This is a genomic window from Acinetobacter sp. ANC 3832 (assembly GCF_002135415.1).
Classification (GTDB): domain Bacteria; phylum Pseudomonadota; class Gammaproteobacteria; order Pseudomonadales; family Moraxellaceae; genus Acinetobacter.
The window spans coordinates 59194-66327 of sequence record NZ_NEGJ01000016.1 but is presented as its reverse complement, the minus strand read 5'-3'; the positions used below and the strand labels follow the sequence as shown (position 1 = coordinate 66327).

General features: G+C 34.7%; 8 protein-coding genes. 3 read left to right on the top strand and 5 right to left on the bottom strand.

Annotation, left to right across the window (positions count from 1 at the left end; translation table 11 throughout):
- Positions 1 to 615, top strand: a 615-nt coding sequence (gene arsH, locus B9T35_RS16320; protein WP_086192154.1) for an arsenical resistance protein ArsH, incomplete at its 5' end; no start/stop codon positions are given.
- 182 nt (positions 616 to 797) lie between these two features.
- Here the strand turns inward: arsH and B9T35_RS16315 are convergent.
- The gene (locus B9T35_RS16315) at positions 798 to 2093 is read right to left on the bottom strand and encodes a Y-family DNA polymerase (protein WP_086192153.1); all 1296 of its coding nucleotides are present in this window, start codon (positions 2091 to 2093) and stop codon (positions 798 to 800) included.
- Positions 2090 to 2707, bottom strand: coding sequence for a LexA family protein (locus B9T35_RS16310; protein ID WP_086192152.1), 618 nt, complete (start codon positions 2705 to 2707; stop codon positions 2090 to 2092). Before B9T35_RS16310 ends, B9T35_RS16315 begins: the two co-directional genes overlap by 4 nt.
- Positions 2708 to 3027: 320 nt before the next feature.
- Between B9T35_RS16310 and B9T35_RS18455 the strand changes: the two genes are divergently transcribed.
- Positions 3028 to 3198, top strand: a complete 171-nt coding sequence (locus B9T35_RS18455) for a hypothetical protein (protein ID WP_171264306.1) — start codon at positions 3028 to 3030, stop codon at positions 3196 to 3198.
- 6 nt (positions 3199 to 3204) lie between these two features.
- Here B9T35_RS18455 and B9T35_RS16305 read toward each other — a convergent pair whose 3' ends face one another.
- Positions 3205 to 3852 (bottom strand): SOS response-associated peptidase, encoded by a 648-nt coding sequence (locus tag B9T35_RS16305; RefSeq protein WP_086192151.1) that lies wholly within the window; start codon positions 3850 to 3852, stop codon positions 3205 to 3207.
- A 55-nt stretch (positions 3853 to 3907) separates the two neighbouring features.
- On the opposite strand from B9T35_RS16305, the gene B9T35_RS16300 reads away from it, so the two are divergent.
- Positions 3908 to 4249 carry a hypothetical protein gene (locus B9T35_RS16300; RefSeq protein ID WP_086192150.1) on the top strand — a complete coding sequence of 114 codons (342 nt, stop codon included), beginning with the start codon at positions 3908 to 3910 and terminating at the stop codon, positions 4247 to 4249.
- Positions 4250 to 4898: 649 nt separating this feature from the next.
- On the opposite strand, the gene B9T35_RS16295 is transcribed toward B9T35_RS16300, so the two are convergent.
- Together B9T35_RS16295 and B9T35_RS16290 are read right to left on the bottom strand one after the other, a co-directional pair.
- The gene (locus B9T35_RS16295) at positions 4899 to 5384 is read right to left on the bottom strand and encodes an Lrp/AsnC family transcriptional regulator (RefSeq protein ID WP_086192149.1); all 486 of its coding nucleotides are present in this window, start codon (positions 5382 to 5384) and stop codon (positions 4899 to 4901) included.
- A 236-nt stretch (positions 5385 to 5620) separates the two neighbouring features.
- Entirely contained in the window at positions 5621 to 6973 is a 1353-nt protein-coding gene (locus tag B9T35_RS16290; RefSeq protein ID WP_086192148.1) for an amino acid permease, read from the bottom strand.
- Positions 6974 to 7134 lie beyond the last annotated feature (161 nt).

Here is a 7134-nt window from a genome sequence, read left to right as displayed (position 1 = left end):
TTGCTTCTTTATGGCTCAAATCGTGAAAAATCATTTAGCCGATTAGCTGTGCAAGAAGCAGGTAGGATTTTGGAACATTTTGGCGCAGAGGTAAAAATCTTCCATCCAAAAGGTTTGCCTTTACCCGAAGATGCAGATACAGATCATCCAAAAGTAAAAGAACTACATGAGCTATTAGCTTGGTCTGAGGGCATGGTTTGGTGTTCACCTGAACGACACGGCTCTATGAGTTCTATTTTTAAGGCTCAAATTGACTGGATTCCATTAGCAGCAGGTGCAATCCGAGCTACACAAGGAAAAACGCTTGCTGTGATGCAGGTATGTGGTGGCTCTCAGTCCTTTAATACAGTTAATCAATTACGTATTTTAGGTCGTTGGATGCGTATGATTACCATACCTAATCAGTCTTCTATTCCAAAAGCATTTATGGAATTTGATGAAAATGATCGTATGAAATCATCTTCTTATTACACTCGTATTGTTGATGTAATGGAGGAATTATTTAAGTTCACCCTACTTACTAGGGGGCAATCTGCATATTTAACAGATCGTTATTCTGAACGTGTAGAAAGTGCTGAAGAATTATCAAACCGTGTGAATCAAAAAAGTATTTAGTTTTTCTAAAATTAACATAATACACCTTATGCGAAATACTTGATATTTCATCATAAGCATCAATATTTTATATGAAACCATGATGAGGTTCAGCGCACTATCATGGTTTCTTTGTGACTATTCACGTTTTACGCCTGTTATTTAAACAATATTTAATCGATAGGTTAAATCTATCTTAATATTTATTTAACCCTAATCATCCCATTCTTCGTAAAATAATTCTTAGACAACATTTCTCGACTCATCGACCACTTTCGATCTTTGAAGTAACATGGACCTACAGAAATCTTAGCTTTGCCAAATTTATACTGAATAGATTCATACGCATTCATCAAGTTTTCGTTTTTGATATTTTGTGAGTGATCATTGAGTAGGTCAGGGATGTATTGATCTTTACTAATCAAGTCTGAGAAAAACACACCACATTTTTTATATTTAATTCCTGATTTAAAAATCCTCACAAGTAGTCTATAGGTGACTTCAACTAAATCTAAAACGCAGTCTGTAGGCTCTGAAAATTTATAAGTTTGAGCTTTGCTGTAATAAGGTACTGAAGGATCAAAAGGATTAGATTGAACAAAAGCTGTAATCACACCACATAGAAGTTTTTCTTTTCTTAATCGCCCAACAGCATCTTGGACATATTTCGACATTGCTTCTTTAAGATCATCTAGTTCTGTAATTTTCACACCAAAAGAACGACTGGCCACAATTTGTTGTTTAGGCTTTGGCTGATCATCGATTGGCATGCATGATATGCCTTGAAGCTCAAGTACAGTTCTTTGCATGCAGACTGTGAACATCTTACCCATTATTGGTGGATTCGCTTTTGATAAATCAAGAACAGTCTTAATGCCTATATCATTTAGCTTTTTATTCTGCTTTTTACCTACACCCCATACTTCACCAACCTCGACTAATGACCAGAAGTATTTTCGATGTTTCGGATCCATGGTTGCCAAATCACAAACACTATTAAATCGTTTTCCTTTTTTTGCCATATGATTGGCTATCTTTGCTTCTGTTTTACTTCGTCCTATACCTATCGATATTGGCAAACCAATCCATTCAAGAATCCTCGCTCGCATTCCTTGACAATACTCCACAAGATCATAGTTATTCTTAAAGCTTGTGAGATCTAGAAAACATTCGTCAATTGAATAAATTTCTTGTTCATGTGGAGCGACATAACTTGCGAGTATCGAATGAAAACGTCGTGACATTTCAGCGTAGACTGCATAATTGCTCGATAAGACTTTGATATTATTCTTTTTAACTTCATCTTTAATTTGAAATAAAGGCACACCCATTTTAATGCCTAAAGCTTTAGATTCATTACTTCTTGCGACTGCACAACCATCATTATTACTAAGCACAATGACTGGTACATCATTCAAACGTGGATTAAAGAACCTCTCACACGAGACATAGCAATTATTGATATCAATAAGTGCAAATATCTTCTCTTGATGTTTCATTTGAGGTTCTTAATTACTTTTGTGACAACACCCCAAATTACAAGCTCTTGCTCGTTTTTAGGTAAAATAGGTTGATACTCGATATTTTCAGGTTTGAGCCATATTGCAGGTAAATTTTTAAAATCATTTTCATTCTGAAAAATATCAAATAATTCATTATGCGACATTCGTTGTGTGATCATCATCCTTTTCACAGTGAAATCATTGTCGATGAATGCGATAACGATATCCTGATGTTGAGAGCGGATGCTTCTATCCACGATTAAATAATCATTGATATCGATTCCGATATCTTTCATAGATAGTGATTCGACTTGAACAATAAAAGTAGCTTCTTTATTTGAAATAAGAAGCTCATTCATATCAACAGTTTTATCTATATAGTCATCGGCAGGGGAAGGGAAACCAGCGGCAATTTTATTCAATACAAGTGGAATAGAATATTTTGTGATTGCCTGAAATTGCGATATTTTTGATACATCAGAATGAAGTCTAGGTTTAGATGAATATGACCGTATATTGATAACTTTAGAGTTTTTCAAGTGATCTAATGACACCTCATGAAGCTTCAAAAGTTTATCTTTTGAAGAGCTATCATCTAATTTTATATTCATAAAAACACCACTTGATTACGTTACGTTTTCAAGATTTTAGTTTGAATGAGTTTAAATTTCAAATTTAAAAGCTGTGGATAATCAATGTTGCCTAAAATATTTAACATTTGACGTAACATTAAGTTTGATTGGTTCAGCCTTTAGTAATTTATGTGAATATAGATATTTTCATTATCACTAAATATCAGATAGATAAGATTTAAGCTTAACAATGTCTCATTTTGCTACAAGTCCAAGCTTTGAATAAAATCTAAGTAGCGTAAATTGGCAATGGTCGTAATTAGTACGGCATATCTAGTTTAAATAAGGCGGGTATGAAAATGACTAATCAACAACAGAACCAACAGAATGACAATCAACGTCAACAAAATCAGCAATCGGATCAGCAAAAACAGCAGAACCAACAATCAGACCAACAGAAACAGCAAAATCAGCAATCAGGCAATCAAAAACAGTCTGGTAATCAACAAGACAAATCACAGCAAAAATAGCTTAACTTAGAATAAAGAGCCTTGGCCTATGCCAGGGCTTTTTTGTGGCAATGCAATGAACTCATCCTGCATTTCCATAAAATATTCATGTGCATATTCATGATCTGCGTTAAGCCAGTCTTGTCTGTATTTTTCAGGAATAACAATAATAGATCGCTTCTCATCATCTGGGCCATGAAATTGCTTCATAAAAGGATGATGTTCAGCATTAATAGTTAACATTGAGAAAGATCTAACTTTCTTACCATTCATTACAGCATCATCGTAGATCGCAGCAACCGTAAATGGCTGGTCATCTTTTCTTGAAATACCGTACCAGTGTGGTTTTCCATCTATATATTTTGGTTCATAAAAGGTATCAACAGGAACGAGGCAAAACTTATTGTGCTTCCATGCGTTTCTAAAACTTGGCTTTTCAGCAACAGTTTCTGTTCTTGCATTATAAGTATGACGAGCTAATTTTACGTCCTTGGCCCAACTCGGTAGCATTCCAAAATTAGCAACGTCCAGTTCAAAACTATCAGCACCATTTAAAATAATGGGAGCAGGGTATAAAGGATAAACATGAGACTTAAATTCAAGATCTATTTGAGATTCTTGAATATCTAAAAGTGACATACGTCGCTTAGATGGAAATTCATAGTTAGAACACATAGACTGAATCCTTACTTTTTATTAAAATCAATTTTTATAAAAACAAAGATAACATATGAAAAAAATACTATTTATTGGTTTTTTACTGCTGACTGCTTGTACTGCAGATGAACCTAAAGTTGATAACACTAAAATTCTCGCTTCAGAAAAGAAAATTGGCGCATTGCTCGATGAGTTGGATAGTGACAAGACAAGTTTGGATCGAAAGGGCTGGATAGTCTGCGAAGAGTTCCCAAAAGTCTACAAAACTGAATATATGCCTTCACTTATTGAATACAACAGTAAAACTGGTGGTGGACCTTCTGAAAAGTATTATCTTGATGATTTAAAAGATACGACTGAGCGTTATAAAGAGCTTTATAAAATGGATTGTGCGAGTGATGCTAATAGTAAGTAAATTCAATATTAGAGAAATAATGTTGAGCTTAAGGAGTTGTTTAAAAAAGCCCTCTGGTGAGGGCTTTTTTTACTTACTTTGTTCTTTATTATCACTCATTGAGTGATTTTTCTTTGTGTATTCACCCACACTCTCTCGAGAACAACTTACTAGAGAAAATGCGGTAGAACCTAAAAGAATAAAAATTATAATTTTGCTCATGAGTGTATCTCTTGTGATAAATAGAGTTGATTTTTTACACTAAAAAAGATGAAAAATAAACCCAAAGCAATATATGGTATAAGCATAAAAAATAAATAGAATTTGTATAACTTGACGTGTAAGTCCGTTTATCTTGGGAGAGTTAACGGGCTTTTTTTATGCAGGCTTTATGTATAAAGTAGAGGTATGTTTTCATTTTATTTTCTAATAATTTTGTATAAAAATTGATGATATAATTTGTGAAAAATCATTTGTTGTTCTGTGGATAACTATTAAGTTACGCCAGTTTTACGCCCATTAATTATAAGTTGTTGATTTTAGACATTAAAAAGCCCCATGGTTAGGGGCTAGTCGTATATAAGTCAAGCTCATATACTGTAAGAGGCTCATCTCAAACTGAGCGTATTAAAACATAAATATAGATCATTTTCAGTAAAATAATTTTAAATCACTCAATCAACATCAAATCTGCCGCATTCGCCAACTTCAAAGGGCGTAAAGCAAAAATAGAACGCGTATGCCGAACCGCTTTCATCGAATATAAATTCTTACGCAGAAAACGCTCATAATGCTCAGAATTTTTTACTGCTACTTTTACTAAATAATCATAATCACCTGTAACCAAATGCGCTTCAATGACTTCAGGCATATTGGCTAAGGCATCACTGAACTCATTCAAAATTTCATCATCATGACGTTCTAAAGTAATCTCAATAAAAAATAACTCATTAATCCCAATTGCTTTCGGATTAATATTTGCAGTATAGCCCTCAATAACTTTTAACGATTCAAGACGTTTGACCCGTGTCCAACATGGCGATGAAGACAATCCGACTAAATCTGCCAGTTGTGCAACCGTTAAACGACCATCTTTTTGAAGAGCAGATAAAATTTTGCGATCAATCTTATCTAAAGTGTACTGACTATCATTCATAAGCGATACCACAGGAAAAATTTTCGAAAATATCCGAAATTATGATAATTCATTCCGAAAAATAGAAATATTCCTCATAAATACGGGAAACATTCCGTCTACTAAAGTACTAAAATAACCTTATTCAATCAAAGACATTTGGGAGAGTGGCTTTGATTCTACGGATCGTATCTTTAACGGAAGGGTGCCATTAAAGATACGATCTGTAACCCCATCTCAATTATCTCAGATTGAATCTAGTGGCTACGTTTCTGCTTTAACCAATATGCCAAACTTAAGCATGCTATCCATACAGGAATCAGAATCACTGCAATACGCATATCTGGTGTCATCCACATAATGGCTAAAATACACAGCATAAAAATAACACAAATGTAATTTGTGATTGGATAAGCCAAACTTGGAAAAATACTGATTTTTTGTAGTTGAAGCATGCGCTTTTTAAATTTTAAATGAGTCAGTGATAACACCATCCAGTTAATCACAATGGCTGATACAACCAAGCTCATCAACAATTTAAATGCTTTTTCTGGGAATACATAATTCAATAATACGCAAATAAGTGTGACTAAAGCAGACACTAAAATTGCCATATATGGTATGCCACGTTTATTAATTCGGCTTAAAAACGGTGGAGCATTACCTTGTTCAGCCAGACCAAGAAGCATACGACTTGTACCATAGCTAGTCCCGTTATATACGGAAATGGCTGCGGTGAGAACAACAAAATTGAGAACCGTTGCAACACCTTGGCTACCCAAAGAATCAAAGATTAAAACAAAAGGACTACCACCTTCCGCAATTTGATTCCACGGAAATAAAGACAATAAAATAAAAATAGTCATGACATAAAACAGCAAGACACGATAAACAATTTGATTGACTGCTTTGGGAATAGTTTTGGTTGGATCTTTGGTTTCAGCCGCAGCAATACCGACTAATTCGATACCACCAAAAGAAAACATGATAATCGCCATTGCCATGACTAAGCCAGAAAGCCCATTAGGGAAGAATCCGCCAAGTGCCCAAAGGTTAGAAACGGAGGCCGTTTCACCTGCATGACTACTGGCAAGCAAATACGCGCCAAATGCAATCATGCCAATAATGGCTAAAATCTTGATGATGGAAAATAAAAACTCCATCTCGCCAAAGACTTTGACGTGTAATAAATTAATGACGTTAATGAAGATAAAGAAACCTAAAGCGGAAATCCACGTTGGAATTTCGGGCCACCAATACTGTACATATAAGCCAATTGCACTGAGTTCAGCCATACAGACTAAAACATTCAGTACCCAATAATTCCAGCCAGACATGAAGCCTGCAAATGGACTCCAAAATTTATAAGCAAAATAACTAAATGAACCACTGACAGGTTCTTCAACCACCATTTCACCGAGTTGTCGCATCATAAAAAAAGCGATGAGACCTGCAATTGCATAACCTAAAATGACTGACGGCCCTGCAAGTTTAATGGTTTGCGAAATACCGAGGAACAGACCTGTACCAATTGATCCACCTAAAGCGATAAGCTGAATATGTCGATTACTCAGACCATGCTTAAGCTGACTTTGCTGTTTTGAAGACATAAATGATCCATTTATGTGGTGCTATGTGGGAGTGTAATTACACTGAGTTTATGAAGCGCTATAACTATAATAATTTTTTATTGAATAACAAAATTTAATTTATGAATATAATGTGATGGTTTGCTTTTTGATCAATTTTTATATGTGATGAGTATTAAAGA